Annotated in this window: 25 protein-coding genes and 1 pseudogene; 15 read left to right on the top strand and 11 right to left on the bottom strand. The window is 65.1% G+C overall.

Features of this window, described 5'->3' with window-relative positions; genetic code table 11:
• The first annotated feature begins 152 nt into the window (after positions 1 to 152).
• From sdhC to CIT39_RS01535, 4 genes are read left to right on the top strand one after another with little or no spacing between them, the layout of a single operon-like run.
• Positions 153 to 551: a succinate dehydrogenase, cytochrome b556 subunit gene (gene sdhC / locus CIT39_RS01550; protein WP_094972689.1), complete on the top strand. Its 399-nt coding sequence runs from the start codon at positions 153 to 155 to the stop codon at positions 549 to 551.
• On the top strand, positions 548 to 952 hold the full coding sequence (gene sdhD / locus CIT39_RS01545; RefSeq protein ID WP_094890230.1) for a succinate dehydrogenase, hydrophobic membrane anchor protein: 405 nt from the start codon (positions 548 to 550) through the stop codon (positions 950 to 952). Before sdhC ends, sdhD begins: the two co-directional genes overlap by 4 nt.
• 3 nt (positions 953 to 955) lie before the next feature.
• On the top strand, positions 956 to 2,791 hold the full coding sequence (gene sdhA / locus CIT39_RS01540) for a succinate dehydrogenase flavoprotein subunit (RefSeq protein ID WP_094972688.1): 1,836 nt from the start codon (positions 956 to 958) through the stop codon (positions 2,789 to 2,791).
• Positions 2,792 to 2,833: 42 nt separating this feature from the next.
• A complete protein-coding gene (locus tag CIT39_RS01535) occupies positions 2,834 to 3,616 on the top strand; it encodes a succinate dehydrogenase iron-sulfur subunit (protein ID WP_018318931.1) in 783 nt (260 codons plus the stop codon).
• 27 nt (positions 3,617 to 3,643) lie between these two features.
• On the opposite strand, the gene CIT39_RS01530 is transcribed toward CIT39_RS01535, so the two are convergent.
• Complete coding sequence (locus CIT39_RS01530) at positions 3,644 to 4,792, bottom strand: GAF domain-containing protein (protein ID WP_181955131.1); 1,149 nt, start codon at positions 4,790 to 4,792, stop codon at positions 3,644 to 3,646.
• 445 nt (positions 4,793 to 5,237) lie between these two features.
• On the opposite strand from CIT39_RS01530, the gene CIT39_RS01525 reads away from it, so the two are divergent.
• From CIT39_RS01525 to CIT39_RS01495, 7 genes and pseudogenes are all read left to right on the top strand, one after another.
• Positions 5,238 to 6,851, top strand: coding sequence for a GMC family oxidoreductase (locus tag CIT39_RS01525; protein ID WP_094972686.1), 1,614 nt, complete (start codon positions 5,238 to 5,240; stop codon positions 6,849 to 6,851).
• Between the two features lie 193 nt (positions 6,852 to 7,044).
• Positions 7,045 to 7,434, top strand: a pseudogene (locus tag CIT39_RS01520) (ATP-binding cassette domain-containing protein); the annotation flags it as partial.
• A gap of 90 nt (positions 7,435 to 7,524) precedes the next feature.
• The gene (locus CIT39_RS01515; RefSeq protein WP_162308839.1) at positions 7,525 to 8,349 is read left to right on the top strand and encodes an FkbM family methyltransferase; all 825 of its coding nucleotides are present in this window, start codon (positions 7,525 to 7,527) and stop codon (positions 8,347 to 8,349) included.
• Positions 8,350 to 8,369: 20 nt separating this feature from the next.
• Positions 8,370 to 8,756: a VOC family protein gene (locus CIT39_RS01510; protein ID WP_094972788.1), complete on the top strand. Its 387-nt coding sequence runs from the start codon at positions 8,370 to 8,372 to the stop codon at positions 8,754 to 8,756.
• Positions 8,757 to 8,823: 67 nt separating this feature from the next.
• Complete coding sequence (locus CIT39_RS01505; RefSeq protein ID WP_094972684.1) at positions 8,824 to 9,309, top strand: pyridoxamine 5'-phosphate oxidase family protein; 486 nt, start codon at positions 8,824 to 8,826, stop codon at positions 9,307 to 9,309.
• Positions 9,309 to 9,551 (top strand): hypothetical protein, encoded by a 243-nt coding sequence (locus CIT39_RS01500; RefSeq protein ID WP_094972683.1) that lies wholly within the window; start codon positions 9,309 to 9,311, stop codon positions 9,549 to 9,551. Before CIT39_RS01505 ends, CIT39_RS01500 begins: the two co-directional genes overlap by 1 nt.
• Before the next feature lie 186 nt (positions 9,552 to 9,737).
• Complete coding sequence (locus CIT39_RS01495) at positions 9,738 to 11,834, top strand: OmpA family protein (protein WP_109853922.1); 2,097 nt, start codon at positions 9,738 to 9,740, stop codon at positions 11,832 to 11,834.
• A 64-nt stretch (positions 11,835 to 11,898) separates the two neighbouring features.
• Here the strand turns inward: CIT39_RS01495 and CIT39_RS01490 are convergent, their stop codons facing one another.
• The 7 genes from CIT39_RS01490 to CIT39_RS01460 all read right to left on the bottom strand — a co-directional run bounded on the left by CIT39_RS01490 (position 11,899) and on the right by CIT39_RS01460 (position 19,584).
• On the bottom strand, positions 11,899 to 13,656 hold the full coding sequence (locus CIT39_RS01490; protein WP_094975894.1) for an alkaline phosphatase: 1,758 nt from the start codon (positions 13,654 to 13,656) through the stop codon (positions 11,899 to 11,901).
• Positions 13,657 to 13,766: 110 nt separating this feature from the next.
• Positions 13,767 to 15,104 (bottom strand): argininosuccinate synthase, encoded by a 1,338-nt coding sequence (gene argG, locus CIT39_RS01485; RefSeq protein ID WP_094975895.1) that lies wholly within the window; start codon positions 15,102 to 15,104, stop codon positions 13,767 to 13,769.
• 93 nt (positions 15,105 to 15,197) lie between these two features.
• Positions 15,198 to 15,974 carry a phosphatase PAP2 family protein gene (locus CIT39_RS01480; protein ID WP_094975896.1) on the bottom strand — a complete coding sequence of 259 codons (777 nt, stop codon included), beginning with the start codon at positions 15,972 to 15,974 and terminating at the stop codon, positions 15,198 to 15,200.
• Between the two features lie 54 nt (positions 15,975 to 16,028).
• Positions 16,029 to 16,523: a hypothetical protein gene (locus CIT39_RS01475; RefSeq protein ID WP_094975897.1), complete on the bottom strand. Its 495-nt coding sequence runs from the start codon at positions 16,521 to 16,523 to the stop codon at positions 16,029 to 16,031.
• Between the two features lie 97 nt (positions 16,524 to 16,620).
• Positions 16,621 to 17,823, bottom strand: a complete 1,203-nt coding sequence (gene rlmN / locus CIT39_RS01470) for a dual-specificity RNA methyltransferase RlmN (RefSeq protein WP_094975898.1) — start codon at positions 17,821 to 17,823, stop codon at positions 16,621 to 16,623.
• Between the two features lie 167 nt (positions 17,824 to 17,990).
• Positions 17,991 to 18,638 carry an invasion associated locus B family protein gene (locus CIT39_RS01465; RefSeq protein WP_094975899.1) on the bottom strand — a complete coding sequence of 216 codons (648 nt, stop codon included), beginning with the start codon at positions 18,636 to 18,638 and terminating at the stop codon, positions 17,991 to 17,993.
• A gap of 106 nt (positions 18,639 to 18,744) precedes the next feature.
• Positions 18,745 to 19,584, bottom strand: a complete 840-nt coding sequence (locus CIT39_RS01460) for an SDR family oxidoreductase (RefSeq protein ID WP_094975900.1) — start codon at positions 19,582 to 19,584, stop codon at positions 18,745 to 18,747.
• A 243-nt stretch (positions 19,585 to 19,827) separates the two neighbouring features.
• Between CIT39_RS01460 and CIT39_RS01455 the strand changes: the two genes are divergently transcribed.
• Positions 19,828 to 20,802 carry an NADPH:quinone oxidoreductase family protein gene (locus CIT39_RS01455; RefSeq protein ID WP_094975901.1) on the top strand — a complete coding sequence of 325 codons (975 nt, stop codon included), beginning with the start codon at positions 19,828 to 19,830 and terminating at the stop codon, positions 20,800 to 20,802.
• A 166-nt stretch (positions 20,803 to 20,968) separates the two neighbouring features.
• Here the strand turns inward: CIT39_RS01455 and CIT39_RS01450 are convergent, their stop codons facing one another.
• Positions 20,969 to 21,358 carry a YkvA family protein gene (locus CIT39_RS01450; RefSeq protein WP_094975902.1) on the bottom strand — a complete coding sequence of 130 codons (390 nt, stop codon included), beginning with the start codon at positions 21,356 to 21,358 and terminating at the stop codon, positions 20,969 to 20,971.
• 99 nt (positions 21,359 to 21,457) lie between these two features.
• The gene (locus CIT39_RS01445; RefSeq protein ID WP_094976993.1) at positions 21,458 to 21,748 is read right to left on the bottom strand and encodes a 4a-hydroxytetrahydrobiopterin dehydratase; all 291 of its coding nucleotides are present in this window, start codon (positions 21,746 to 21,748) and stop codon (positions 21,458 to 21,460) included.
• Positions 21,749 to 21,899: 151 nt separating this feature from the next.
• Here CIT39_RS01445 and CIT39_RS01440 point away from each other — a divergent pair, with 151 nt between their 5' ends.
• Both CIT39_RS01440 and CIT39_RS01435 read left to right on the top strand, forming a co-directional pair.
• Positions 21,900 to 23,345, top strand: coding sequence for a TAXI family TRAP transporter solute-binding subunit (locus CIT39_RS01440; protein WP_094975903.1), 1,446 nt, complete (start codon positions 21,900 to 21,902; stop codon positions 23,343 to 23,345).
• A gap of 122 nt (positions 23,346 to 23,467) precedes the next feature.
• Positions 23,468 to 25,009 carry an alkaline phosphatase D family protein gene (locus tag CIT39_RS01435; protein WP_094975904.1) on the top strand — a complete coding sequence of 514 codons (1,542 nt, stop codon included), beginning with the start codon at positions 23,468 to 23,470 and terminating at the stop codon, positions 25,007 to 25,009.
• Between the two features lie 3 nt (positions 25,010 to 25,012).
• Here the strand turns inward: CIT39_RS01435 and CIT39_RS01430 are convergent, their stop codons facing one another.
• A complete protein-coding gene (locus tag CIT39_RS01430) occupies positions 25,013 to 25,396 on the bottom strand; it encodes a response regulator (protein ID WP_094975905.1) in 384 nt (127 codons plus the stop codon).
• Between the two features lie 173 nt (positions 25,397 to 25,569).
• Between CIT39_RS01430 and CIT39_RS01425 the strand changes: the two genes are divergently transcribed.
• Positions 25,570 to 26,334: a Crp/Fnr family transcriptional regulator gene (locus CIT39_RS01425; RefSeq protein WP_162308838.1), complete on the top strand. Its 765-nt coding sequence runs from the start codon at positions 25,570 to 25,572 to the stop codon at positions 26,332 to 26,334.
• Positions 26,335 to 26,368: the final 34 nt, after the last annotated feature.

The following is a 26,368-nucleotide window of genomic DNA, read 5'->3' as shown; positions in this document are numbered from 1 at the left end:
TTGGCCTTGTTTCATCAAGGCTCTAGAGCTGAACCACCGTTCGATTTATGGCAATTTGGAGATTGCGCAGGCCAAATCGACTCCGTAAATAGAGCCGACCTTTCCGATCCCCGCGCGCCCCCTGCCGGGCCGCCATAAAAATATCAAAGCCCATGACCGCACGGATCGAACGACCACTTTCGCCGCACATGCAAGTGTACCGCTGGACGCTGACGATGGCCCTGTCCATCATCCATCGCGCCACCGGTATTGCCCTCTATTTCGGAACCCTGCTGCTGGTCTGGTGGCTGGTTGCGGCGGCTTCCGGACCTACCGCCTACGCGCACGTCCAGGCCTTTGCCGGCAGCATCATCGGGCGGCTGATCGTGTTCGGCTACACCTGGGCGCTGATGCACCATATGCTCAGCGGCATCCGGCATTTCATCTGGGACCTCGGCTACGGCTTCAAGGCCAATGAGCGGGAAGCGCTGACCTGGGGCGCCCTGATCGGCGGCATCGCGCTGACGGTGCTGATCTGGATCGTCGCCTATGCGAACGGAGGTGGCCGATGAGCGCATCCGATACGCCGAAACGCAGCCTGCGCACCCCGCTCGGCCGCGTCCGCAATCTCGGCGCCGCGCATTCCGGCACGTCCGATTTCTGGCGCCAGCGCATCACCGGCGTCGCCATGACGCTGCTGATGATCCCGGCGCTGGTGATCATCGTGATGCTGCTCGGCCGCAACCAGGTCTACGTTGCGCAGACGCTGAGCTCCATTCCCGTCGCGGTGATCCTGCTCCTCTTCATCTTCGCCAGCGCCTGGCACATGAAGATCGGCATGCAAGTGGTGATCGAGGACTACGTCCATAACGAGAAGCTGAAGCTCGTCTCGGTCATGCTCAACAATTTCTTCTCGGTCGCCGTGGCGCTCGCCTCGACCTACGCGATCCTGAAACTTTCCTCCGGAGTGTAACCCATGGCCACCGAGACCAATGGCAAGGGCAACGGCGCTCCCGCCACGAACGGAAAAGCCTATCCGATCGAAGACCACACCTATGACGTCGTCGTGGTCGGTGCCGGCGGCGCGGGACTGCGCGCCGTGGTCGGCTGCAGCGAAGCGGGCCTGAAGACAGCCTGCATCACCAAGGTGTTTCCGACCCGCTCGCACACGGTCGCTGCGCAGGGCGGCATCTCCGCCTCGCTCGGCAACATGCACAAGGACGACTGGCGCTGGCATATGTACGACACCGTGAAGGGGTCGGACTGGCTCGGCGACCAGGACGCGATCGAATACATGGTGCGCAACGCGCCCGACGCGGTCTACGAGCTCGAGCATTGGGGCGTTCCGTTTTCGCGCACCGAGGACGGCAAGATCTACCAGCGACCGTTCGGCGGCATGACCATGGACTTCGGCAAGGGCCAGGCGCAGCGCACCTGCGCCGCCGCCGACCGCACCGGTCACGCCATGCTGCACACGATGTACGGCCAGTCGCTGCGCCACGCCGCCGAATTCTTCATCGAGTTCTTCGCCATCGACCTGATCATGGACGACCAGGGCACTTGCCGCGGCGTCATCGCGCTCAAGCTCGACGACGGCACGCTGCACCGCTTCCGCGCCCAGACCGTGATCCTGGCGACGGGCGGCTACGGCCGCGCCTACGCCTCCTGCACCTCGGCCCATACCTGCACCGGCGACGGCGGCGGCATGGTGCTGCGCGCCGGCCTGCCGATGCAGGACATGGAGTTCGTGCAGTTCCACCCGACCGGCATCTACGGCTCGGGCTGTCTCGTCACCGAGGGCGCGCGCGGCGAAGGCGGCTATCTCGTCAACTCCGAGGGCGAGCGCTTCATGGAGCGCTATGCGCCGTCGGCCAAGGACCTCGCTTCGCGTGACGTCGTCTCGCGCGCGATGACCATCGAGATCCGCGAGGGACGCGGCGTCGGCAAGAAGAAGGATCACATCTTCCTGCATCTGGATCATCTCGATCCCGCGGTGCTGGCCGAGCGGCTACCGGGCATCTCCGAATCCGCAAAGATCTTCGCCAATGTCGATGTGACGCGCGAGCCGATCCCGATCGTGCCGACCGTGCACTACAACATGGGCGGTATCCCGACCAATTATCATGGCGAAGTGCTGACCAAGAAGGACGGTGACGACAACGCCATCATCCCCGGCCTGATGGCGATCGGCGAAGCCGCCTGCGTCTCGGTGCACGGCGCCAACCGCCTCGGCTCCAACTCGCTGATCGATCTCGTCGTGTTCGGCCGCGCCGCGGCGCTCCGTCTCGCCGAGAAGCTGACGCCGAACGCCAAGCAGCCCGAGCTGCCGGCGAACTCGTCGGATCTCGCGCTGGGTCGCCTCGACCATTACCGCTACGCCTCCGGCGGCACGCCGACCGCGAAGCTGCGCGAAGGCATGCAGAACGTGATGCAGACAAATTGCGCGGTGTTCCGCACCGGCGAAGTTCTGAGCGAAGGCCAGAACCTGATCGCGAAGGTCCACAGCGGCATCACCGACATCGCCGTGTCCGACCGCTCGCTGGTGTGGAATTCCGACCTCGTCGAAACGCTGGAATTCGACAATCTGATCTCGCAGGCGGTGGTGACGATGAACTCGGCCGCCAACCGCACCGAGAGCCGCGGCGCGCATGCGCGCGAGGACTTCTCCGACCGCGACGACAAGAACTGGATGAAGCACACGCTGGCCTGGCTGGAGGATTCCGGCAAGGTCAAGATCGAGTATCGCCCGGTTCACGACTACACCATGACCAACGACGTGCAGTACATCCCGCCCAAGGCGCGCGTTTACTAAGCGACGCGCGTGTACTGATCGAACAGCGAAGGCCTTATCGAGATGGTTGAATTCGCACTTCCGAAGAACTCCAAGATCACCGGCGGCAAGACCTGGCCGAAGCCCGCGGGCGCGACCGAGACCCGCGAGTTTCGCGTCTATCGCTGGAACCCGGACGACGGCAAGAATCCGAGCGTCGACACCTATTACGTCGACACCAATGATTGCGGTCCGATGGTGCTGGACGGCCTGATCTGGATCAAGAACCACATCGACCCGTCGCTGACCTTCCGCCGCTCCTGCCGCGAAGGCGTCTGCGGCTCCTGCGCCATGAACATCGACGGCCAGAACACGCTGGCCTGCACCCGCTCGATGCACGACGTGAAGGACGGCGCGGTGAAGATCAATCCGCTGCCGCACCAGCCGGTCGTGAAGGACCTCGTCCCCGACCTCACCAATTTCTACGCGCAATATGCCTCGGTCGAGCCGTGGCTGAAGACGACCTCGCCGACGCCGCAGAAGGAATGGCGTCAGACCCACGAGGATCGCGAGAAGCTCGACGGCCTCTACGAGTGCATCCTGTGCGCCTGCTGCTCGACCTCGTGCCCGAGCTATTGGTGGAACAGCGAACGTTATCTCGGTCCCGCCGCGCTGCTCCAGGCCAACCGCTGGGTGTCCGATTCGCGCGACGAGGCGACCGGCGAGCGTCTCGACGATCTCGAGGATCCGTTCCGCCTCTACCGCTGCCACACCATCATGAACTGCGCCAAGGCCTGCCCGAAGGGACTGAACCCGGCCGAGGCCATCGCCGAGCTCAAGCTCAAGATGGTCGAACGCCAGATCTGATCAGCGCTGCGTGACACTCACCTCGTGTCACGCGCTGCCCTGCCGATGCTCGGCGTCGCGCTTGTTGTCGGACCGGGCTGGCGCCGCGGCCGCACTTCCCCTTGAAGTCCCGTGCTCGACCGCCCGGCGCAATTGGCGGTCGGTGACGCGCAGCTTGATCTCGTCCGAAGCGAGCGCAGCGAGACTGGCGAGGATCTGCTTCTGGGTATCGTCGAGCGTGCGGGGCCTTGTGTCGATCACGCAGAGCGAACCGAGCGTGAAGCCGTCGGGATCGACCACCGGACAGCCGGCGTAGAACCGAAACCCCAGTTCTCCCGACACGGCCGGATTCTCCACGAAGCGCTCGTCGGTCGCGAGGTTCTCCGCGACCATGATATCCTTCTGTAGAATTGTGTAATTGCAGAACGCCCAGCCGCGCGGCGTATCGGCCATATCGAGCCCGTAGCGCGACTTGAACCATTGCCGGGTCGGGGTGAGCAGCGTCAACAGTGCGACGGGAGCATCGAGGCTGCGCGCTGCCAACCACGTCAGACGATCGAAGGCATCCTCCGGCGGCGTGTCGACGAGGCCGGAGCGCTCGAGCGCAACAAGCCGCTGGCCCTCGTTGGCCGGAAACGGAAAAGACGGCGGCGTCTCGAACGGAGCGGGAGGCTCGACGGCACCCCGGATCGCGGTCTCGACTGCCTCGGGTAGCGCGGGTAATCCATCGATGAACCGCGTCATCCCGACGTCTGCCGCCGAACGGCCGACAACCAGGATCTGTGTGCCTCCAAGCGCCGGATCGGAGCGCAAGCTCTCCAGCACGGCCAACCTGGCGGCGTCCGATGGTTCGGCTTCGATGACGACCGCCGCCGGCAGCCGGGAGCCGATCGCGAGCAGCGCCGCATAAACGTCGGTGTAGCGCTCGACGACGCAATATTTGACCTTCCCGACAGCCGCTTCGTAATCGGCCATGCGTTCCGGGCGCGCAATGACGATCACCCGCGCGGAAGCAGCTATTGCCGTCTGAGCGGGCCCGGTGATCTGCGCGAGAACGTCGCGGCGGTAGACCCGTCGATGGCCCCCTGGAGTTTTCCAGGAGGTGATCGAGCCGCCTTCGATCAGAAGCTGTGCCGTGCGGACCGAGACTCCCAAAATCTTGGCAGCCTCCGCCGTGGTCAGAATGTCCTTGTCCATAGAGCCCAACTTTGCCCCGGCCGTTCGGCGGCCGTGCCCGTCCCCGACCTCACAATGTCGTGCTCCCGCCCCCGTTGACAAGGGGAGGCTCCTCCTATTTTGATAAATTTGATGATAATGATAGATTTGATAAATCTGATAGTCTGGCTGCGCACTGCCTGGCAGATGCGACGGGCCAAGGCCCATCCCTTCCGAAGGAGGACACCATGGCCTGACGGCCCAAGCCCCAATCCTCCCCGCCCAACCGGGGAGCGGTCCTCGCACGAGCAGAAGCGCGCCTCGGTCAAGCAGCCCGCGGGATCCCAGCTGCAGGAACGGCGCAAGCCGTGACGCCCGCTCTATCAGCCGGAGCCGCACCGCCGACGGCGGTCCTCCTCCTCCTTCTTCACCCTCTTCCGCCCGGAACGTCCCGTTCCGGCAGCGCCCCCTTGCCTGGAGCAATCTCATGAACGACGTCCTGCCTTCCGATCTTCCAGAGTTTGCTGATCGCGTTGCTGCCAATCAGCGCCAGCTCAGCGAAAACCCTCGCGGCAGCTACGATTTCATCGTCTGCGGCGCCGGCAGCTCAGGCTCGGTCGTCGCACGGCGTCTTGCCGAGAATCCCTCTGTCGCTGTCCTGCTGATCGAAGCCGGCGGCAGCGACGATGTGCCGACCGTGATGGAGCCGGCGGCATGGCCGGGCAACCTCGGCAGCGCCACCGATTGGGGTTTTGTCGCGGAGCCCAATCCGCATCTGAACGGTCGCGCGCTTCCGATGTCGATGGGGAAGGTTCTCGGCGGCGGGTCGAGCATCAACGTGATGCTGTGGGCGCGCGGCCACCGCAGCGACTGGGATTTCTTCGCCGAGCAAAGCGGCGATGAATCCTGGGGCTACGACGCGGTCTCGACGATTTTCCGGGAGATCGAGAACTGGCAGGGCGCGCCCGATCCACGTCATCGCGGCACCGGCGGCCCGGTCTTCGTGCAGCCGTCACCCGATCCCGGGCCGGCCGCATTGGCGATGCTGGGCGCAGCGAAGGAGATCGGCATTCCGACTTACGAAAGTCCCAACGGTGAGATGATGGAGGGCGATGGCGGCTGCGCCATCACGGACATCCTGGTCCGCAACGGCAGACGCAACTCCATCTTCCGCGCCTTCACCTATCCCTATCTCGATCGGCCCAATCTCACGCTGCTAACCGGCACGCAGGTCTCCCGCATCCTGATCGAGCGCGGAAGGGCCGTCGGCGTCGAGGCGATCCGCGACGGCCGAACCGTGCGAATCAGCGCGACACAGGAAGTTGTGCTCGCGCTCGGGGCGATCCAGACGCCGTCCGTGCTGATGCGCTCCGGTATCGGCGATGAGAACGAGCTTCGAGCGCTCGACATCCCCGTGGTCCAGCACCTGCCCGGGGTCGGTCAAAATCTGCAGGACCATGTCTCGTTCGGATGCATCTGGGAGTATCGCGAGCCGATCGCGCCGCGCAACACCGGCAATGCAGCAACGCTGTACTGGAAATCTGATTCCGCGCTCACATCTCCCGACCTGCTGTTCTGCCAGGTCGAATTTCCGGTGCCGAGCCCCGAGACGGCAAGCCGGGCCCCCGCTCACGGCTGGACGATGTTCGCTGGCCTCGGTTTGCCAAAGAGCCGGGGCCGGGTCAGACTCGGAAACGCCGAGCCGCTTGCAGCTCCGCGCATCGAAGCCAACATGTTGTCGCATCCTGATGATGTGAAGACGGCGATCGCTTGCGTCGACCTCTGTCGTACGCTCGGCAATACCCGCGCCTTCGCGCCGTTGGTGACGCGCGAGTCGATGCCCGGTCCCCTCGACGCCACCGGGATGGAACGCTTCGTGCGCGACTCCGCGGTGACCTATTGGCACCAGACATGCTCGGCCAAGATGGGACGTGACGCCATGTCCGTGGTCGACAGCAAGCTCAAGGTCTATGGGGTCGACCGGCTTCGCATCGCCGATGGCTCCGTGATGCCGCGGATCACAACCGGCAACACGATGGCGCCGTGCGTCATCATCGGAGAGAAGGCGGCGCGCGCAATGCGGGACGAGCACGACATCTGAACGCCGCCCTGGACCCGGGAACTCGAGTGGCGTTGTCCGCACATGGACAAGCAGGCTGGTAGGCGTGAGCGGGGCAAGAAGCCGTCCATCGTCAAGATCAAGGGCGAGAGCGGCGACGAAGTCAGTCCCCCTCCGCCCGAATTGGTCGAGCCTGATCCCAAGCTCTCGCCCGAAGAGGCCGAGCAGGCCCGCAGGGATCATCCATCTCAAGGAGAAGGACGAGGAGAAGGGGCCGTAGGACCAGACGCTGTCAGGCGGCGAGAAACAGCGCCTCGCCTTCGCGCGGCTGCTGCTGCACAACCCCGACATCGTCGTGCTCGACGAGGCGACCTCGGCGCTCGACGAGAAGAGCCAGGACAAGATGATGAAGATGGTCACCGACGAACTACCGAAGGCGACCATCGTCAGCGTCGCGCATCGCGTCGAGCTCGAAGCCTTTCATAGCCGCAAGATCGTGCTGGAGCGCCGCAAGGGCGGCGCCAAGCTCGTCAGCGACATCGAGCTGATCCCGCGCAAGGGCAAGCGCAGGCTGCTCGGGCGATTTCTGCGGCAGCGGAAGGCACCGCCGAAGAAGGCAGCGTGAAGTCCGTAGCCCGTACATTCTTATCCCATAGCGTTGGAGTCCTCCGCAAAACCGGCTATGCATGCGCCGCTTGTAACGAGGACCGCCTGCTTGACGACCGACAACGCCCCTTCGTCCGCGCCGTTCGGCGCGTTTGCGCCCAATGCGGCGCAGGCTGCGATCATTAGCCTCGCACAGCAGTCGGGGTTGAAGCGCGGCGCGTTCCGGCCCTGGATGTCGCGGCTGGTCAACCTGCTTGGCGGCGGCCCGCTCGACGTGCAATATCAGGGCGCATCGTTCCGCTTCTATCACCAGGGCAGCGCGACCGAGCGCGGCGCGCTGTTCAATCCCGATTACAATCTCGACGAGCTCGAGTTTCTGCGCCGGCACACCCCGGCGGGCGGCGTGTTCGTCGACGTCGGCGCCAATGTCGGCACGTTTGCGCTGGTGATGGCGCGGCAGGTCGGCACCACGGGCAAGGTGGTCGCGATCGAGCCGCATCCGCTGACGTTTGGACGGCTTTCGTTCAATCACGCCGCGTCGAAGACGGCGCAGGTGCGCCTGGTGCAGGCCGCGGCCGGCGACATCGACGGCGAGCTGATGATCGAGAGCGGCGGCGGCAATCTCGGCGCCACTCACGTCGTCACCGGCCCGGCGAGCGCCGAGGCCATCAAGGTGCCGTCGCTGCGGCTGACACGCATTCTCGACGAGGCCGGCGTCCGCCAAGTCGATTCGCTGAAGATCGACGTCGAGGGTTTCGAGGACCGCGTGCTGATCGGCTTCTTCCGCGACGCACCGCCCGCGCTATGGCCGCGCGCGGTCGTCATCGAGCATCTGTCACAAAACGAATGGCAGCAGGATTGTATTGCCGACATGGTCGCGCGTGGTTATGCGATCGTGCGCAAGACGCGGAGCAATACGTTCCTCTCGCGCTGACAATGACGAAGGAGGTTGCGATGATCGACCATCTGGGATTCTCCGTCTCCGACTATGAGCGCGCCAAGGCCTTCTACACAGAGGCTCTGGTACCGCTCGGCTACGGCCTGATCATGGAGGTCACGGCGGAGCAGACCGGCCACGCGGCCGCCGCAGGCTTCGGCGCCGACGGCAAGCCGGACTTCTGGATCAGCGGCGAAGGCGCCATGAACAAGCCGGTGCATGTCGCGATCGCGGCCAAAGACCGCGCCACCGTCGATGCCTTCTACAAGGCGGCCATCGCAGCCGGCGGCCGGGACAACGGTCCGCCCGGCATCCGCCCGCATTACCATGCGAACTATTACGGCGCTTTCGTGCTCGATCCCGATGGCCACAATATCGAGGCCGTGTGCCACGCGCCGGAATAAGGCCGGAGTTCCGGCAGGAACATCGTTCCCCGCAGGTCGTTATCGTTCCTTGCAGAAGGAGCACGATATGGTCAACGACAATACTGGCGATGTGGACCGCGCCTGGGATCTGATGAAGAAGATCGGCTTCGCGATGCTGGTGACGCGCGACGGCGACAAGCTGCGCGCCCGGCCGATGAGCGCTTTTCTCGATCGCGACGCCAACACGATCTTCTTCCTGACCGACGCGCGGCGCCACAAGGACGAGGAGATCGCACGCCATCCCTCCGTCAACCTGTCGTTCGCCGATGCCAGCAGTCAGAAATATGTTTCGCTGACAGGCAGCGCTGTCGTCTCCAACGACCGCGCCAAGATCACGGAGCTGTTCTCGACGCCGGCGAAGGCATGGTGGGACAGCGCTGAAGACCCCAACATTCGCGTGCTCAAGATCACGCCGGACGATGCCGAATTCTGGGATTCGCCGGGCACGGTGATCTCCTATGTGAAGATGGCTGCTGCGGCGGTGACGAATACGCGGCCCGACCTTGGCGCGAACCGCAAGGTCTCGCTGTGATGCCGATCGAGCCGCCCGAGATTCCGCCTTCGACACCGGGCACGCCGACCGAGCCGCCGCCGGGAATTCCGCCCGGCAGTCCGCAGCCCGAAATCGCACCGCCGGTGCGCGAGCCCGGCGAAACGCCGCAGCCCGACGAATTGCCGGGCCGCACGCCGGAAGAGATTCCATCACGCGGGCCGAACGGACCGCTGGCGCCGAATCCAGCGACGGATGCATATCCGCCGCAGGATCGCGCATGAAGCGGCCGATGACATGTGGGGCAATTGCAACCAGCGTCTGAATGCGCAATGAACGTTGCTTTAGTGACGTGATTCCCGTGCAGAAATAAATCGAGCGGCGACCGCTTCGCCTGCCACAATCCGGCCTAACGCGTAGCTGTTCATCCCAACATCTCGTCAAAGAACCTTCCGGGGAAGTTCACCACCATGACCAATCTTCGTTTCGTGCTGCTTGCGACGACGGCTCTGACCGCGATGCAATTCGCAAGCTCCGCATCGCAAGCGCAAACTGCGCCGCCGCTCGTGGTCGCGCAGGCGCAGCCTCAAGACACGGGCCCTGACGGAAAACCGAAGCAACCGCCGAAGGGACCGCCCTCGGTTGCGCCGCCCGCTGCGCCCGCGCGCCCGGCCGCTCCGCCTCCCGCCGCCGCACCGCCCCGCCCGCCCGCGGCGCCGCCCCCGGCCGCCGCACCACCGCGTCCCGCCGCGCCGCCACCGCCTCCGCCTGCGGCCCGTCCGGCTCCGCCGCCACCACCCCCGCCGCCTGCCGCGCCTAAGCAGCCGTCGCCGCCTCCGGCCGCGGCGCCTCAGCATCACGCCCCGACACCTCCGCCGCCTGCCGCACGCCCGGCCCCGACGCCGCCACCCGCAGCAGCGCCGCAGCAGCACACGCCCCCCACGCCGCCGCCTTCGGCTCGCCCGACTCCACCGCCCCCGCCACCTCCGGCAGCGGCTCCCTCTGCGCGACCCGCGCCTGCGCCAACCGCGACACCGCCTGCTCCGACGACAGGGCCTGCGGCCCGCCCCGGCTCACCCGCGCCGGCAGCGACTCCTGCTCCGGCGGCAACCCCTGCGCCGACCGCAACGCCTGCACCGGGCAGCACGCCAGCTGCCCCGCCGGCTGGCCGCCCCGGTACGCCGCCGCCCGGACGTCCCGGCGCGCCTCCTCCGGCAGGATCACCCGGTGCCGCACCCGCTCCGACGGCAACGCCTGCTCCCGGTGGCACTCCGACGCCACCGCCCGGACGTCCGGGTGCGGCGCCAGCCCCGACCGCGACGCCAACTCCTGGTCAACAGGGTGGAACGCCTCCTGCGGCCGCGCCCGCTGCCGGAGCTCCGCCTGCGTCACCGCAGGCTGGCGCGCCGCCCCGGCCGCCGGCGCCTCCCGCCGGCGCCGCAGCGCCGTCGGCCGTCTCCGGTTCGGCGGCCGCAACGCCGCCGCCGGACAGAAAGCAATACGCCACGCCCACGGTTTCGCCGGCCTTCCGGGCCGCGCCGACAGTCTCAGCGCCGTTGCCGCCGGCGCCACGTCCGCCACAGCGTGACCTGACGCCGCTCGCGATTGGCGCGGGCGTGGTAGCCGGCGCCGTGATCGGCGCGACCATCGCCGATCTCCACAACCAGCGACGCGAGACCATCGAAGGCGGACGCACCGTCTACACCGAGCCGGACCGCATCATCATCCGCGATCCGGGCGGGCAGGCCTACGTCCGCGGTAACGATCTCTATCGCTTCCGGTATGGCGCTCGCGACATCCGCACCGACACCGTCGGCGGCGAAACCCGCACGGTCGTCATTCGTCCCGACGGAAGCGAGATCATCACCGTCGTCGGTCCCGACGGCCGGTTGATGCGACGTATCCGCAGGGATCCCCGCGGACGCGAGCTCATCATCATCGACAACACCTTCCGCGATCCGCGGGCGGTCGGCGGCTTCTATGTCGACGTGCCTCCGCCGGTCGTGAACATCCCCTACGATCGCTACATCGTCGACGCCCAGGAAGCGTCACCGGAGGTCATCTACCAGACCATGGTGGCACCGCCCGTGCAGCGGATCGATCGGCGTTACTCGCTCGACGAGATCCGCTACAGCCCCAATGTTCGCATGCAGATGCCGAGCATCGACGTCAACACGATCATCTTCGAGACAGGATCGTGGACCATCCCGCCGGACCAGGCGAGCCGGCTGCAGGTGATCGCCGACGGCCTCAACCAGGCGATCCAGCGCAATCCTCGCGAGGTGTTCCTGATCGAGGGACATACCGACGCGGTCGGCAACGAAGTCGACAATCTGTCATTGTCGGACCGCCGTGCGCAGTCCGCGGCGGAATTGCTGACCCAGCAGTTCGGCGTGCCGGCGGAGAACCTGACGTCGCAAGGGTATGGCGAGCAGTATCTGAAGGAGCAGACGCAAGGGCCGAGCGCGATCAACCGTCGCGTGACCATCCGCAACATCACGCAGCTGCTCAACGGCGGCCAGGCCTCGCTGCCGCCGCCCCCGCCCGGCACCGCGCCGCCACGCTGAGGCGAAGCACAAACGCAAATGGCCGGGAGCGATCCCGGCCATTTTTATTTTGACAGCAACGCCGCTACTGCCGAGCCGCAAGCCCAAGTGCATCGGCCATGACGCGAAAGACCTCGGTATTGTCCATCGAGCCGCGCACGCCATCGCTGCCCGGCCCCGTCGCCGTGAGGATGACGTCCTCGCCCGAATGCACGCTGGCGCCGATCATCGCAGACAGATTGCCGGGACGGAGCACCGCGCCCGGGACGTCCTTGTATTTGTCGTTGGCCTTGAAGGTCCCATCGTCGCCGGCCTTCACGGTCGGCTCGTTGGGATTGTCGATTTTTGGGCGGAACGTCTCGTAATGATCCGGGAGGCTGGCCGAGAAGATCGCGAGCCTGCGGCTGACGTCGACGCGTGACGGATAGCCGTCCGCATCGGGGGGCGGGTAGTTGGGGAATCCAGCCTGATCGTAAACACCGACGCGCTCGCGCAGCGGCACGTTGGGTGTCGTACCCATATCGTCATTCACCGTGCCGACGAGGCTGTTGGGATGATTGTGATCCGCCAGCACCAGGATGAGGGTGTCCTCGCCACGCGCACGCGCCCATTCACGCGTCTGGCGCACCGCGTTGTCGAGCATGATCGTGTCGAAGACGGCGCGCTCCATGTCGAGCAAATGGGCGTATTTATCGATCATTCCGGACTCGACCATCAGGAAGAAACCGGTCTCTTCTCGCGACAGGAGCTTGAGCGCGGCCTGCACCTGCTCGGTCAGGTCAGGCTGCTCGGGAAACTTCTTCACGCCGCCGCCTCTCAGAAATTTGCGGTCAAGCGCGCCGTCCATGTTTCCCGTGGCGAACAGGCCGAGCAGCTTGCCGGTCTCCGGCTTTGCGGCGGCAGCGCTGAGCTCGCCCGCGGTGGTCGCCACCTGGTAGCCCGCGTCACGAAACTTCGCGATGTAGTCGGTCTCGTCCTTGCGCCTGGAGCCGGCGGCGGATTTCGGCAGAAAGTTCGCGCTGCCGCCGCCCATCAGCACGTCAGGCCTGGCAGCAAAGAACTGCTCGACGATCTCGTCATAGGCGGCGCGCCGGCGCGTATGCGCGATCATCGCGGCCGGCGTTGCATCCTCGATCTCGGTGTTGGTGACGATGCCGATCGCCATGCCGAGCCGCCTCCTGGCAAGACTCGTGATGGTCTCGACCCGGGGATCGTCGAACGGGCTCAGCGTGCGATCGGCATAGACGCCCAGCGCGTTGACGGCGCTCTTGTGCCCGGTCGCATAGGCGCTGGCCGAGTTCGCGGAATCCGTGATGATGGAGTCCGAACCTGCGGTCGCCACCAGGGCCATATGCGGCATGTCGTCGATGGCGAGCTTGCCGCGGCTCTTGCCCTCCGCAATGCCCTTGGACAGGATTCGAGCAGCGACCCGATGCGCCGGCGACATGCCGTCGCCGATGAACAGGATGACGTTCTTCGCCTTGCGCGGACCGGTGTCGTAGACCGTCCATGTGACGCTGCGCCGTTGCGCGCCGTCGTCGGCTTCAACCGTGACGGGGCCCGGCTGGGTGAGCGTGACGGCGCGCAAGATCAGCGCCGACCGATCCTTGCCGTCCTCGCGCTCGACGAACGTTCCGCTACGGCCGAACGCCGTGGCGTGATCCGCGCCGTTTACCGTTACCTTCAACTTGGCGGGATCGACCGGCCCGGAAAACTCGACCTTGAAGTCGAACTCGGCGCCGGCCAGGATCTCGGCGCGATCGATCGGATAAATCGTCTGTGCCGGCGATGACGATGCCCAACAGAGGACAAGCAGAGAAACGAGTACCGATTTCCTGACCATGCGCGATGCTCCGCCATCCTGTTTCGACAGGAAGCGTAGCGATCGAGAATGACACCGTCATTAAGCGTGTAGCCCGGATTTCGCTGCGCTCCGTCCGGGCTACGAAGGCCTCAGCCCTTGTCGCTCTCGAGCCGGAAGATCTGCGAGCCTTCGCTGCCCGAGAGCAGGCCGGTGTCGCTGTAGAGCTTCAGCTTGGTGCGCGTATCCGCGATGTCGAGATTGCGCATGGTCAACTGGCCGATGCGGTCGGCCGGCGAGAACGCGGCATCCTCGACCTTCTCCATGCTGAGCCGTTCCGGCGCATAAGTGAGGTTCGGGCTCTCGGTGTTGAGGATCGAATAATCGTTGCCCCGGCGCAGCTCCAGCGTGACCTCGCCGGTGACGGCGCGCGCGACCCAGCGCTGCGCGGTTTCGCGCAGCATCAGGGCCTGCGAGTCGAACCAGCGGCCCTGATAGAGCAGGCGACCGAGCCGCATGCCACTGATGCGGTACTGCTCGATGGTGTCCTCGTTGTGGATGCCGGTGACGAGGCGCTCATAGGCGATGTGCAGCAGCGCCATGCCGGGGGCTTCGTAGATGCCGCGGCTCTTGGCCTCGATGATGCGGTTCTCGATCTGGTCGCTCATGCCGAGGCCGTGACGGCCACCGATCGCATTGGCTTCGAGGAACAGCGCGACGGGATCGGAGAAGGTCTGGCCGTTCAGCGCCGTGGGCTGGCCTTCCTCGAAACGCACCACGACCTTCTCGGCCTTCACGGCGCAATCGTCGCGCCAGAACGGCACACCCATGATCGGGTTGACGATCTTGATGCCGCTGTCGAGGCTTTCGAGGTCCTTGGCCTCGTGCGTGGCGCCGAGCAAATTGCTGTCGGTCGAATACGCCTTCTCGGCGCTCATCTTGTAGGCGAAGCCCTGGGCGGTCATGAACGCCGACATCTCGGCGCGGCCACCGAGCTCGTCGATGAATTGCTGGTCGAGCCAAGGCTTGTAGATCTTCAAGCCGGGATTGGTGAGCAGGCCGTAACGATAGAAGCGCTCGATGTCGTTGCCCTTGAAGGTCGAGCCGTCGCCCCAGATGTTGACGCCGTCCTCCTTCATCGCCGCGACCAGCATCGTGCCGGTCACCGCGCGCCCCAGCGGCGTGGTGTTGAAATAGGTGATGCCGCCGGTCGAAATGTGGAAGGCGCCGGACTGGATCGCGGCGATGCCTTCATGGACCAGCTGCGTGCGGCAATCGACGAGCCGGGCCTTCTCGGCGCCGAACTCCATCGCCTTGCGCGGGATCTCGTTGTAGTCGGCCTCGTCGGGCTGGCCGAGATTGGCGGTGTAGGCGTAGCAGCGCGCGCCCTTCTGCTTCATCCAGAGCAGCGCCGCGGAGGTGTCGAGGCCGCCCGAAAAAGCGATGCCGACTTTCTCACCCTTGGGCAGGCTTTTCAGGATCGTGGTCATGAGGCTTCCAATCGGGTCTCGAAGGGCTGATGTGGGGGCGAACCTGACCGCGCGAATATCAAATTTCGCAGGGCTCGGCACGCATTTAATGGCTCAAACCGAGGGTTCGGGACCGGCCTTACGGCCGAACAGGCGCTGCCGGAGCCGGTAGGCCGGCATGTTCAGCCGGGTCAGGGCGGCATCGACCGCCTCGTCGGAAAACCGTGTCCGCGGCCAACGGTAAATCAGCGCGTAGGCAAACCAGATCACGACGAAGGTCACGAGGCCGGCAATCGAGACATCCGTGAAGAAGTGCCCGCCGAAGGCCATGCGCAGCCCGCTCGTGACGGCGCCAAAGATCACGGCGGCGGCATAGGCGAGCGGCCGCCACGCCGGCGGCGCCAGCGCGGCCGGCGCCAGCGTCCAGAACGCGGTCGCGCCCTCGCCCGAGAAGAACGAGCAGTTGCGCGCGCAGCCGCCGCGCGGATCCCACCACGGCACGAATTGCTGGTCGCCGGCAAATTGCGTGACCACCACCGGGCGCGGCCGGCCCCAATAGGTCTTGAAGGTGAGGTTGGTGAGAATGCCGGCGGACATGATGATCGTGACCAGCAGGAACACGATCGCGCGTCCCGAAACCATCAAGGGACGATCGGGCCGGATCATCTTGACCACGAGCGCGACCAGCGACGGCGCCACGAAGGCCCAGGCGACCCACATCGCAGCGTCACGCGCAAAGCCCGCCCAGTCATTCAGCTTGAGCGGAAATGTTTTCGTCTCGGGGTCGAAGAACAGCGACGCGAGCTTGAGATCGAGCTCGGGATAGAGGCCGAAAACGACGCCGATGACGAGCCACAGCGCCAGGGCGATGAAGAGTCCAGTCCGGTTCATGGCGCGCGGTTTAGCGGAGTGGGGCGGGGATGGAAACCCCGGAAGCGGCGCGGCTCATCGGACATCCGGCCTTGAGTTCGACGGCAGCGGCGGCGGCGGTTTCCGCGCGGGCGGCGGATTGCGCCAGGCGCCGGCATTGCGGCCGGCGATCAACCAGTAGACCACGCCGGCGACGATGCCCGCACCGGTCATGATCTCCAGATGGCGCCGCACGATGCCTTCGAACTGAAACGTGTCGGAGTGAAAGGGAACGAGCCCAAGATAGCAGGCGAGCCCGACGAGGCCGCCGCCGACGGCATAAGCGAGCGCGCTGCGGATGTAGAGCGCTTCGGTGATCGCAACGATCACGGCCGCCGGCACCAGCGCGAAGCCCGAGACGAATATGAAGCCGAAGCCGAGCAGGATGTCGATCGCGCCCTGGTCGACTGGACCGGCGCCGAGATCGGAAAATTCCGGAAACAGCAGCGCGACGACCACGATCATGCCGCCGACGAAGCAGGCGGCAAGAAAGCCGATGAAGATGACGATGAGGCGGCCGATCAGGGACATGACATAAGCAAGTTGCCGATCAACGACATCGCCACGCATTCAGCCGTCATGCCCGGGCTTGACCCGGGCATGACGAACGTTGAGGGCGTCGCCATTATCAATCCGTCATCGCCATGGCGCGCAGCGCCTGGCGTTCGCGTGCGCTGAGCTTCTCCGTCTCCGACTTCAGCTGACCGCAGGCGGCGAGGATGTCGCGGCCGCGCGGGGTACGCACCGGCGAGGAATAGCCGGCGTTGAAGATGTATTCGGAGAATTTCTCGATCTGGTCCCAGTCCGAGCATTCATAGGCCGTGCCGGGCCAGGGATTGAACGGGATCAGATTGATCTTGGCATGAATGCCCTTGAGCATCTTCACCAGCAGCTTTGCATCATCGAGCGAATCATTGACGCCCTTGAGCATCACATATTCGAAGGTGATGCGGCGCGCGTTGGAGGCGCCGGGATAGTCGCGGCAGGCCTGCAGCAATTCCTTGATCGGATATTTGCGGTTGAGCGGCACCAGCTCGTTGCGCAGCTCGTCGCGCACCGCATGCAGCGAGATCGCGAGCATGACGCCGATCTCTTCGCCCGCGCGCACGATGTTCGGCACCACGCCCGAGGTCGACAGCGTGATGCGGCGGCGTGAGATGCCGATGCCTTCATTGTCGCCGACGATCAGCAGCGCATCGCGCACCGCGTCGAAATTGTAGAGCGGCTCGCCCATGCCCATCATCACGATGTTGGTGACGCGACGCGTGCCGTCCTCGCGATCGGCCCAGTCGTTCAGGCGATCCCGCGCCACCATGATCTGTCCCACGATCTCGCCGGCGGTGAGGTTGCGCACCAGGCGCTGCGTGCCGGTGTGGCAGAACGAGCAGTTCAGCGTGCAGCCGACCTGCGAGGACACGCACAGCGTGCCGCGATCGGTCTCGGGGATATAGACGCATTCGACTTCATGGGCGCGCTCGACATTGTCGCCGCTCGGCAGCCGCAGCAGCCATTTGCGGGTGCCGTCGTTGGAGATCTGTTCGGCCACGACTTCGGGCCGGTCGACCGTAAAATGCTGCGCGAGTTCGGCGCGAATGCCCTTCGAGATCGAGGTCATGTCGTCGAAGCTTTGGGCGCCGCGGAAATAGAGCCAGTGCCAGAGCTGCTGCACCCGCATCTTGCGCTGCGCCGGCGCGACACCGATCTCGCCGAGTCGGTCGGCGAGCTCCGTGCGCGACAGGCCGATCAGCGACGGCTTTGCCGGCGGCACATAAGTTTCGAGCGGAGTCTTCTCCACGAGGATTGCGTTGTGCGGCTCAGTCGTCGGTTGCATTGAGAGGCCTGAAGGTTTTGCGTCGTTACGGGATGGTCCGAAGGACCATGCCCGGAACCTCGAGATTCCGGGTTCGCGCTTCGCGCGCCCCGAAATGACGGAAGAAATCTGGAACCGGCCCTATATAGCAACCGGAGCCGCCGATTGCGACCTTATCGGCCGCAGGCTTAACGCCGGCAATCCTGGCCGATCTTGTCCAGCGCCTGGGCGAGGCCCTTCAGCGAGAACGTGTCGGTCGTCTCCGTTCCCTTGGCCGAGACGCCCTTGACCACGAGATCGGCGGATTTGCGCATAGCCTCGACCATCCGCTCCTCCTCGGCCGCGTTCTTGATCCAGAGGCCGTCGCCCTGCGTGTACATCGCGAAGGCGGCGCCGCCGACCTCGACCGAGGATTCCGAGCCCGGCTTCAGCGCGTAGCCGATCATGACCGAGACTTCGTTGTTGACCTTCTCGGCCGGACGGGTCGAGACGAATGCATAGGCGGGATCGCGCGGCCGGTTCGGCGGATTGGTCTTCGACGACGAGGGTTTTGCAAGCGCGAAGCAGACCTTCTTGCCGTTGGGCGTCGCGGAATAGGCACCCCAGGTGCCGAACTGGCCGATCAGGGTCGGCTCCGCGCCACCTGCAACCGCCGCGGGTGGGGCCACTGGTTTGCTCTCCGGCTTTGCAGTGGACTTTGCCGTCGTATGGGCGGGCGGCGCGGCCGGCTTCGGCGGCGCTTTCGGCGCCGGTTGCGCCGTCTGCGCCCGCGCAGAATCGAGGATTCCCCCGGCCGCCACGCCAGTCATCAAAGCTAAAATCAGCACCCGCCACATGCTGGAGTGGTTCCCTCAATATTGTGACTGGAAGATGGCTCGGTCGCGCTTTGTCCCCCGGCAGAGATAACCGGGAAAGTCCAATTTGGGAAGGCAGTTAGCGGGATCAGCCTTTGGATCGCGCAGCGCGCTGGTCGGCCCATTGCGCCTCGGTCCAACGCAACAAATCCTCGGCGCCGGAACTGCGCAAATGCGCGCCGCCGTCGATCACGACCATCTCGCCATTGACGTAACCAGCACGATCCGAGATCAGGAAGCTGGCGAGATCGGCAAGTTCGCTGTGCTCTCCGGTCCGGCCGAGCGGATTGCGCGCGGTCCAGCCTTCGTCACGGCCCTCGGGGCGAAGCTGCCCCGATGCGCCCGCGGTCGGGAACGGACCCGGTGCGATCGCGACGGTGCGGATGCCCTTCGGGCCCCACTCGACCGCGAGGCTCTTGGTCATCGCCAGCACCGCCGACTTCGCCATCGCGGAGGGAACGGTGAAGGCGCGTCCGGTGATGGTCGACGTCGAGAGGATCGAGAGCACGACGCCGTTGTGATTGCCCTCAATCCAGCGCCTGCCGGCTGCGAGCGTGCAATACATCGCACCATGCAGCGTCGGCGCCAGGATCGCGTCGGCCGCTCGGAACGACAGATGCTCGCTCTGTGCAATGAAAGTCGCAGCGGCGTTGTTGACAAGGATATCGAGCGGCGCCTCGCGCCAGAGCCCGTCCATCATGCTGTCGACGGCGGCACCATCGCGGATATCGCAGGCGATGGTGGTGACCTTGCCGCTGGTTTCTTCGCGCATCTCGCTCGCGGTTGCTTCCAGCCGGTCGAGCTTGCGACCGCAGATCACGAGCTCGGCGCCGAGTGCAAGGAAACGGCGTCCCATCGCGGCGCCAAGGCCCGAGCCCCCGCCGGTGACGAGGATGCGCTTGTCCTTGAGCAGACCCGTTTCAAACATCGTTTGAATCCCTTCTTTTTCTTCTTGCTCCGTCCTTGCGAGCGTAACGACTTGTCCGCCGAAAGCTTTGGCGAAGGCGAAAGCAATTCAGACTATTTCCGCAGCACGGGTTCTTCGCGGCGCTCGCAATGACGAGGATAGGCCGAACGTCGCGTCCAGCAAAGAATCCGGATTGTCCAGCCGCAGTAAATCCGGCAGAAACGCCCCAACTATAATTCCACTCGAAACACCCAAGGTGCCGCCATGAAAGCCATCCTCTGCTCGCAATATTGCCAGCCCGACGATCTCGTGCTGGCCGATGTGCCGGATCCGGTGGCCGGTCCCGGCGAAGCGGTGATCGCGATCAAGGCGGCGGCGCTGAACTTTTTCGACATCCTGATGATTCAGGGCAAGTACCAGATCAAGCCGCCGTTCCCGTTCTCGCCGGCGGCGGAAGTCGCGGGCGTGATCGAGAGCATCGGCGCCGGCGTGACCGATCTGAAAGTCGGTGATCGCGTTGTCGCCTCCTGCGGCCACAACGGCGCGCGCGAGAAGATCGCGCTGCCGGCGGCTTCGATCGTGAAGATCCCCGACAATCTCGACTACGACCGCGCGGCGGGCATCATCATCATCTATGGCACCGCGCTGCATGCGCTGGAAGATCGCGCCAGCCCGAAGCCGGGCGAAACGCTCGCTGTGTTGGGCGCGGCCGGCGGCACCGGCCTTGCCGCCTGCGAGCTCGGCAAGCTGATGGGGTTGAAGGTGATCGCCTGCGCCTCGTCGGACGAGAAGCTCGAATTCGCCAAGGCGCATGGCGCAGAGCTGACGCTGAACTACGGCAAGGAAGATCTCAAGGAAGGTCTGCGCAAGCTCACGGGCGGCAAGGGCGTCGACATCATCTTCGATCCGGTTGGCGGCGCGTATGCCGAGCAGGCGCTGCGCTCGATCGCCTGGGAAGGCCGCTTCCTCGTGATCGGCTTTGCCGCGGGCGACATTCCGAAAATGCCGCTGAACCTCGCGCTGCTGAAGGGCTGCGATATCCGCGGCGTGTTCTGGGGCGCCTGGACCCGGCTCAACCCGGAAAAGAATCGCGCCAACCTCGAGAAGCTGGTGAAGTGGACGGCGGAAGGAAAGATTTCATCGCATGTCGATCGCACCTTCCCGCTGGCGCAGACCGCGGACGCACTGAAGGTGCTGGCGGGACGCAAGGCCATGGGCAAGGTGATCCTGCATCCGTGAGGATGTGCATGCGTGGCGCCGCCCAGGCTCGCCACACTCAACTGTCATCGCCCGCGAAGGCGGGCGATCCAGTATTCCAGAGACGCGGGCGATTGAACCGACAAGCCGCGGCGTACTGGATTCCCCGCTTGCGCGGGGAATGACACCGCGCTTGTGGTAAACGCTCCTAAGCTTCGGCTTCCGCGCTCGCCTCATCCACCCCACGCTTCAGCACCGCACGCGCGGCTTGGCGGTGCTCGTTCGTGATATGGCCGGAAACCATGCGAATGGCGGTGGCGAGCACCGCGGCGTCGTCGGCGAAACCGAGGACCGGCATCACGTCGGCGACGAAGTCGAACGGCAGGATGAAATAGGCGATTGCACCCAGCAGCGCGGCCTGGACGTGGCGCGGGGTCTGCCGGTCGAACGCGCAGTAATAAGCAGCAAGCAGGTCTTCCGCGAATGGCAGATGCGCGGCGACACGCTTCAGTTTGCGCCAGAAGCGGCGGCGCACGCTCTCGCGATCTCCCGCGAGCCGATCGGCCGGCTCGAAACCGACGCTGTGTTCGGCAGCCATGTTCGATAAACTCCCGTTCAGCCCCGGCCGGCAGATCGCCCCGCCCCGGCTGATCACAAGATGGGGATGTCGCAGATCCCTGCAAGACGCCGGCCGATCTCAGCCTGCGATCGCATTCATCATCTTGGCCAGCGCGATGTCGAGCGCGGTGACGCCGCCGGCATCGTGGGTCGACAGCACCACCTCCACCGTCTTGTAGACGTTGCGCCATTCGGGGTGGTGATCCATCTTCTCGGCGGCCAGCGCGGCCCGGGTCATGAAGCCGAACGCCTCGTTGAAATCCTTGAAGATAAAGGTCTTGCCGATGGCATCCCGGCCCTGAACCTCGCTCCAATCCGGTAGTCCGCCCAGCGCCTGCCTGAGCGCCTCCGCCGAGAGTCGTTCTGCCATGGTCATCTCCGTCCTTCAGGGGAACTTTACCCTAACACCCCACTGATGCCCGGGTTCATACGGGATTTCCGCCATCCGCTAACCATGACGGAGATGTAACCCCGCCGGACAGGAAATTTGCTACAATTACGGGCGTAAATCGCCGGCCAAGATGAAACTGAGCCTGAAGCGCCTGTTTGGGAGATCGATGACCGGGGGATTTGACCTGGCCGAAACGCCCTCTCCGCCTTCGCCGCGATCCGCGGCGCGGAAGACCGCACTTGTGTCTCTTGCGTTCGTGCTCGCGATCATCGGCGCGCTCGCCGGCGGCTATTACTTCGCCATGCGGCCCGTGACGTTGAAGATCGCGGTCGGCCCCGCAAATAGCGATGACGTCAAGGTCGTGCAGGCGCTGACGCAAGCCTTTTCGCAGCACAAGAGCCAGATCCGGCTGCGGCCAATCCAGACCGACGGCGCTACGGCCAGCGCCGATGCGCTTGCGGAAGGCAAGGTCGATCTCGCCATCGTGCGCGGCGACATCGACGTGCCCAAGAACGCGCAAGCGGTCGCGACCCTGCGCAAGAACGTCGTGGTGCTGTGGTCCGTACCGGGCAAAGGCAAGAAGCGGGGCCCGAAGATCACCAAGATCTCGCAGCTCGCCGGCCATCGCGTCGGCGTCGTCGGCCGCACCCAGGCCAACGTCAATCTGCTCAAGGTGATCCTCCAGCAATACGGCGTCGATCCCGCCAAGGTCGAGATCGTGCAATTCCCGGCCAACGAGGCGGCCGAGGCGATCAAGGCCCAGAAGGCCGACGTCTATCTCGCGGCCGGCCCGGTCAACAGCAAGATCACGGCGGACGCGATCGCCGCCTCCACCAAGGATTTCGGCGCACCCAGCTTCCTCGCGATCGAGTCGGCGGATGCGATCGCGCAGAATCATCCGGTCTACGAGGCGTCCGAGATTCCCGCTGGCACCTATGGCGGCTCACCCGCCCGCCCGGATGATGAGGTCAAGACCATCAGCTTCTCGCACCACATCGTGGCGCGCAAGGGCGTGTCCGAAACCACCATCGCAGCGTTCACGCGCCAGCTGTTCGCCGTGCGCCAGCAACTGGTGACGGAATTCCCGCTGGCGGCGAAGATCGAGACGCCCGACACCGACAAGGACGCCGTGATCCCGGTGCATCCCGGTGCAGCCGCCTTCGTCGACGGCGAGGAAAAGACCTTCCTCGACAAATACAGCGATTACATCTGGTGGAGCCTGATGGCGCTCTCCGCCATGGGCTCGATCGGCGCCTGGTTCGCGGGCTATCTGAAGAAGGACGAGCGCGACAACAACAGCCATCTGCGCGAAAGGCTGCTCGACATGATCGCGGCCGCGCGCAAGAGCGAGGCGACCGAAGAGCTCGATCAGATGCAGGCCGAGGCCGACGAAATCCTGCGCGACACGTTGCGCTGCTTCGATCACGGCGCGATCGAGGAGGGGGCGCTTACGGCCTTCAACATCGCGCTGGATCAATTCCACGCCGCCGTCGCCGACCGCAAGGCGGTGCTGTCCAGCCTGCCGCAGAACCTGCAACGTGCGGGCGCGCAATTCAGGGCCGCCGGCAACGCGTAACCCTTGCGCGCGTAATCGCTGCGTCACATTGTCTCAATATAGGTTCACCGTCATTCCGGGGCGCGCAACGCCCGGACCCCGATTCCATCGAGCCACATTCGCAGGGTTCGGAGCCATTCCTCATGAACATCAAATTCTCCCGCCGGCGTTTCCTCGCCACCGGCGCCGGTGTGCTCGGCACCGTCGCGATGCCCTATCTCTCGCGCGCAGCCGATCGGCCCGCGGTCACCCACGGCGTGCAGTCGGGCGATGTCGCGGTCGACGGCGGCATGGTGTGGGCGCGCGCCGACCGGCCCGCGCAGATGCTGGTCGAGGTCGCGACAACCGAGTCCTTCAGGGATGCCCGGGCGCTGCCGCCGATCGCGGCGCTGCCCGAGAGCGATTTCACCGCAAAGATGCTGATCGAGAACCTGCCTGCCAGCCAGGACATCTTTTACCGAATCCGCTTCCGCGATCTGTCCCACAGCGCGATCGAGGGCGAGCCGGTGACCGGCCGCTTCCGCACCGCGCCCGCCGACCGCCGCGACGTCAGTTTCGTCTGGGGCGGCGACGTTGCAGGACAAGGCTGGGGCATCAATCCCGATGACGGCGGCATGTTCACCTTCTCGGCGATGCGCAAGCACCGTCCGGATTTCTTCCTGCACTCAGGCGACACCATCTATGCCGACGGACCGATCGTATCCGAGGTGAAGCTCGCCGACGGCAAGATCTGGAAGAACGTCACCATCCCCGAGAAGGCCAAGGTCGCGGAGACGCTCGACGAGTACCGCGCCGCGCACAAATACAATCTCACCGACGAAAACCTCCGGGCCTTCAATGCCGAGGTCCCGATCTTCGTGCAATGGGACGACCACGAGGTGACTAACAACTGGTCGCTGTCGAAGGAGTTGCCGGCCGCCTACAAGGAGCGCGACATTTCGCTGCTCGCCGCCCGTGCGGGACGCGCCTTCCACGAGATGTATCCGATGCGCGAGAGCATCGCTGAGCCGGGCCGGGTCTATCGGCAGATCTCCTACGGCCCACATCTCGACGTGTTCGTGCTCGACGAACGCAGCTACCGCGGTCCGAACGGCCCCAATCTCGAAACCGCCTACGGCCCCGCCAGCTACTTCCTCGGCCCGGACCAGATCGCCTGGCTCAAGCGCGGCCTGCTCAATTCCCGCGCGACCTGGAAGGTGATCGCCTCCGACATGCCGCTCAGCCTCGTCGTGTCGGACACGCCGAAGGGTGGCTCGGAAGCGATCGCGCAGGGCGACGGCCCGGTGCGCGGCCGCGAGCTCGAGATCGCTGACATTCTACGCTTCATCAAGATGGCGCCGATCAGCAACACGGTGTGGCTGACCGCCGACGTGCACTACGCTGCCGCGCATTATTACGATCCGAACAAGGCACAATTCCAGGAGTTCGAACCGTTCTGGGAATTCGTGTCGGGCCCGCTGCATGCCGGCACCTTTGGTCCGAACGCGCTCGACAACACCTTCGGACCCGAAGTGCGCTTCGTCAAAGCGCCTGGCAAGGACAGCCAGAACCTGCCTCCGTCCGCCGGCATGCAGTTCTTCGGTCACGTCAAGATCGACGGCGCCTCGGGCCAGATGACTGTGACCTTGCGCGACCGCGCCGACGTCGCGCTGTGGTCGACCACGCTCGACCCGAAGCAGGCCTGATCGCTAATCGAGGGCGCGCGCCTTGAGCGCCGCCTCCAGCGCGTCGCTCGAGCACGGCTTCTGCAACCGCGGCTGGCCGGAGAATTCAGGCGGAATTCGCGCCTCCGCGCCGTAGCCGGTGACGAAGACGAACGGGATCTTCAGCGCTGCCAGCCGCTCCGCGACCGCAAAGCTCGTCTCGCGGATCAACTCGACATCGAGCAGCGCGAAATCGGGCGCACGTTTGTCAATGGCGCCCAGCGCCTGGGTCACCGACCCGACGCTCCGCACGCCCGTCACCCCAAACCCGAGCAGACGGTCCTCGAAATCGATCGCGATGATCGGGTCGTCTTCGACGATCAGAACATCGGCCGGCCAGCTTGAGCCATTGGAAAGTGCGGGTGTCATGATCGCATCTTGTGTGGAGGGTTCGGATCAGGACTGCCGCGACACGATGTCTGCGCGCAGCTCGGAGGGTTCCCGGAACGAAACCCACCACATCGCCGTTCTCCAGTCTGTCCACTTGTGCACACAGGGAAGGCACGGAACCCGTTAAGATGGGAGCGGGATGGGAGTTCACGATGGATGCGCGTATCAGCAAGATGACCGAGGTCGAGAGCCGTCCCGCCAACAATTTGTTGCGGCGCCTGAGCCAGGCAGACTACGCCCTGCTCGCGCCGCACGTGACCGTCGAAAACGCCGTAGCCAACCAGCTGCTCTACAGCCCCGGTGACGACGTCCAGGTCGTCCACTTCCCCTGCGGACCGGCGCTCGCGACCTTTCTCGTCCCCAATGAGGATGGCCGAGACGTCGAGACCATCCTGGTCGGCCGCGAAGGCGCGGTGGGCGGCATCGTCAGCGAGGGATTCCTGCCGGCCTATACCCGGATCTGCGTGAAATTCAGCGGCCCTTTTGCGCGCGTCCATGTCGCCAAGCTGGAAGCGGCCAAGCTGCGCTCGGTATCAATGCGCAATATCTTTGCCCGCTATGCCGATTGCATGCTGGCGCAGATCTTCCAATCGACCGCCTGCAATGCGATCCATTCGATCGAACAACGAACCGCCAAATGGATCCTGGCGGCGATGGAGCGGACCGGCGACGAGGACAGCGTGCCGCTGACCCACGAACAGCTTGCCACGCTGCTCGGCGTTGGCCGCAGCTATGCCAGTCGCGTGCTTCAATCGTTCAAGGCGGAACGGATTCTCGACACGAGACGCGGATCGATTCTGGTTCGCAACCGCGACGGCCTGAAGCTTCGCGCCTGCCTGTGCAACGACGCGGTGAAAATGCATTTCGAGGAGGTGCTGCGCGGAGTCTACCCGACCGAGCAGCAGGAAGCCGGGTAGCGCCCCGCCTCGCTTCCCCGGCGTGAAGAAGGAG

The sequence above is a fragment of the Bradyrhizobium symbiodeficiens genome, assembly GCF_002266465.3.
Taxonomy (GTDB): Bacteria; Pseudomonadota; Alphaproteobacteria; order Rhizobiales; family Xanthobacteraceae; genus Bradyrhizobium; species Bradyrhizobium symbiodeficiens.
The sequence above is the reverse complement of the archived record's forward strand: the minus strand, read 5'-3'. Positions and strand labels throughout refer to the sequence as shown.

Excerpts from the sequence above, each read along its gene's own strand:
- sdhC (WP_094972689.1), top strand. The coding sequence starts at position 153 with ATGACCGCACGGATCGAACGACCACTTTCGCCGCACATGCAAGTGTAC.
- sdhD (WP_094890230.1), top strand. The coding sequence starts at position 548 with ATGAGCGCATCCGATACGCCGAAACGCAGCCTGCGCACCCCGCTCGGC.
- sdhA (WP_094972688.1), top strand. The coding sequence starts at position 956 with ATGGCCACCGAGACCAATGGCAAGGGCAACGGCGCTCCCGCCACGAAC.
- CIT39_RS01535 (WP_018318931.1), top strand. The coding sequence starts at position 2,834 with ATGGTTGAATTCGCACTTCCGAAGAACTCCAAGATCACCGGCGGCAAG.
- CIT39_RS01530 (WP_181955131.1), bottom strand. The coding sequence starts at position 4,792 with ATGGACAAGGACATTCTGACCACGGCGGAGGCTGCCAAGATTTTGGGA.
- CIT39_RS01525 (WP_094972686.1), top strand. The coding sequence starts at position 5,238 with ATGAACGACGTCCTGCCTTCCGATCTTCCAGAGTTTGCTGATCGCGTT.
- CIT39_RS01510 (WP_094972788.1), top strand. The coding sequence starts at position 8,370 with ATGATCGACCATCTGGGATTCTCCGTCTCCGACTATGAGCGCGCCAAG.
- CIT39_RS01505 (WP_094972684.1), top strand. The coding sequence starts at position 8,824 with ATGGTCAACGACAATACTGGCGATGTGGACCGCGCCTGGGATCTGATG.
- CIT39_RS01500 (WP_094972683.1), top strand. The coding sequence starts at position 9,309 with ATGCCGATCGAGCCGCCCGAGATTCCGCCTTCGACACCGGGCACGCCG.
- CIT39_RS01495 (WP_109853922.1), top strand. The coding sequence starts at position 9,738 with ATGACCAATCTTCGTTTCGTGCTGCTTGCGACGACGGCTCTGACCGCG.
- CIT39_RS01490 (WP_094975894.1), bottom strand. The coding sequence starts at position 13,656 with ATGGTCAGGAAATCGGTACTCGTTTCTCTGCTTGTCCTCTGTTGGGCA.
- argG (WP_094975895.1), bottom strand. The coding sequence starts at position 15,104 with ATGACCACGATCCTGAAAAGCCTGCCCAAGGGTGAGAAAGTCGGCATC.
- CIT39_RS01480 (WP_094975896.1), bottom strand. The coding sequence starts at position 15,974 with ATGAACCGGACTGGACTCTTCATCGCCCTGGCGCTGTGGCTCGTCATC.
- CIT39_RS01475 (WP_094975897.1), bottom strand. The coding sequence starts at position 16,523 with ATGTCCCTGATCGGCCGCCTCATCGTCATCTTCATCGGCTTTCTTGCC.
- rlmN (WP_094975898.1), bottom strand. The coding sequence starts at position 17,823 with ATGCAACCGACGACTGAGCCGCACAACGCAATCCTCGTGGAGAAGACT.
- CIT39_RS01465 (WP_094975899.1), bottom strand. The coding sequence starts at position 18,638 with ATGTGGCGGGTGCTGATTTTAGCTTTGATGACTGGCGTGGCGGCCGGG.
- CIT39_RS01460 (WP_094975900.1), bottom strand. The coding sequence starts at position 19,584 with ATGTTTGAAACGGGTCTGCTCAAGGACAAGCGCATCCTCGTCACCGGC.
- CIT39_RS01455 (WP_094975901.1), top strand. The coding sequence starts at position 19,828 with ATGAAAGCCATCCTCTGCTCGCAATATTGCCAGCCCGACGATCTCGTG.
- CIT39_RS01450 (WP_094975902.1), bottom strand. The coding sequence starts at position 21,358 with ATGGCTGCCGAACACAGCGTCGGTTTCGAGCCGGCCGATCGGCTCGCG.
- CIT39_RS01445 (WP_094976993.1), bottom strand. The coding sequence starts at position 21,748 with ATGGCAGAACGACTCTCGGCGGAGGCGCTCAGGCAGGCGCTGGGCGGA.
- CIT39_RS01440 (WP_094975903.1), top strand. The coding sequence starts at position 21,900 with ATGAAACTGAGCCTGAAGCGCCTGTTTGGGAGATCGATGACCGGGGGA.
- CIT39_RS01435 (WP_094975904.1), top strand. The coding sequence starts at position 23,468 with ATGAACATCAAATTCTCCCGCCGGCGTTTCCTCGCCACCGGCGCCGGT.
- CIT39_RS01430 (WP_094975905.1), bottom strand. The coding sequence starts at position 25,396 with ATGACACCCGCACTTTCCAATGGCTCAAGCTGGCCGGCCGATGTTCTG.
- CIT39_RS01425 (WP_162308838.1), top strand. The coding sequence starts at position 25,570 with ATGGATGCGCGTATCAGCAAGATGACCGAGGTCGAGAGCCGTCCCGCC.